This window comes from Providencia sp. PROV032 (assembly GCF_028484875.1).
GTDB lineage: Bacteria > Pseudomonadota > Gammaproteobacteria > Enterobacterales > Enterobacteriaceae > Providencia > Providencia rettgeri_E.
Genome location: NZ_JAMPSX010000009.1, coordinates 1 through 1,011, shown reverse-complemented (window position 1 = coordinate 1,011; position 1,011 = coordinate 1). Strand labels below are relative to the sequence as shown.

Sequence of the window (1,011 nt, the reverse complement as noted above, 5' to 3'; positions counted from 1 at the left end):
TAATCCGCAATCTGAAACGGATATCACCGACAGTACGGCTACCACATGGCGTTACGCTGAGCAGTTGTGCAGCGATATTCGTGTGGATAAAGATTACAACCAACTCCGCCCCTCTTACCCACTGAGCCACCAAGTCACCGGCGAAGTCCATCAACAACATGAAGTGTTTGAAAGCTATGGTCGCTTTCAAGAAGATGCCGAGGGGCAGCCCTTCAACCAAATTCGTTACGAACAATCACAAAACCAGCGGCAAGTAGGAACGGCTACGACGAACTGCATTGAGTTAGCACCGGGGCGTATTTTTACCTTGTCTAATCACCCCAGTCCTCGAATGAATACGACATGGCAAGTGGTGAGTGTCTCTCATCATGGCGTGCAGCCATTAGCGGATAACAGTGGCGGTGAAGGGACTCAACTGAGTAATCAGCTGTCCTTTGTGCCCAGCACTCAAGAGTGGCGTCCCCCTTATCGTTATAAACCTACAGCGGATGGGGATGAGTTGGCTACCGTTGTCGGCCCTCCGGGTGAAGAAATCTATACCAATGCGCAAGGCGCTGTGACCGTCTATTTCCATTGGGACAGGCGCGGCAAACCTGACCATAGCGCGTCTTGTTGGGTGCGAGTCGCCCACGGTTGGAACGGCGATGGCTTTGGGTTTATGTCCATCCCCAGAATTGGGCAGGAAGTGATTATTTCCTATCTTAACAATGACATAGATAAACCGATTATTACGGGCTGTACCTATAATGGCCGTAATCGTCCCCCTATTGATTTACCGAAACACAAAACACGCACGACATTTCGCACCAAAACCCACAAAGGGGATGGGTTCAATGAGCTGCGTTTTGAAGATGAAGCAGGCCAAGAAGAAATCTATCTGCATGCGCAAAAGAATTTGGCCATCAATGTGCTGAACTCACGGGGTGAACGGATTAATTACGACCGGACAACCAGTATTGGTCATAACGATGAACTGGTTGTTGCCAGTAATCGGACCGTGACGGTTGAAGG

General features: G+C 49.8%; 1 protein-coding gene. It reads left to right on the top strand.

Annotated elements, in window-relative coordinates; all coding sequences use genetic code 11:
* The coding region (tssI, locus tag PSF42_RS08845; protein WP_272679858.1) for a type VI secretion system tip protein TssI/VgrG at window positions 1-1,011 on the top strand (1,011 nt) is incomplete at both ends.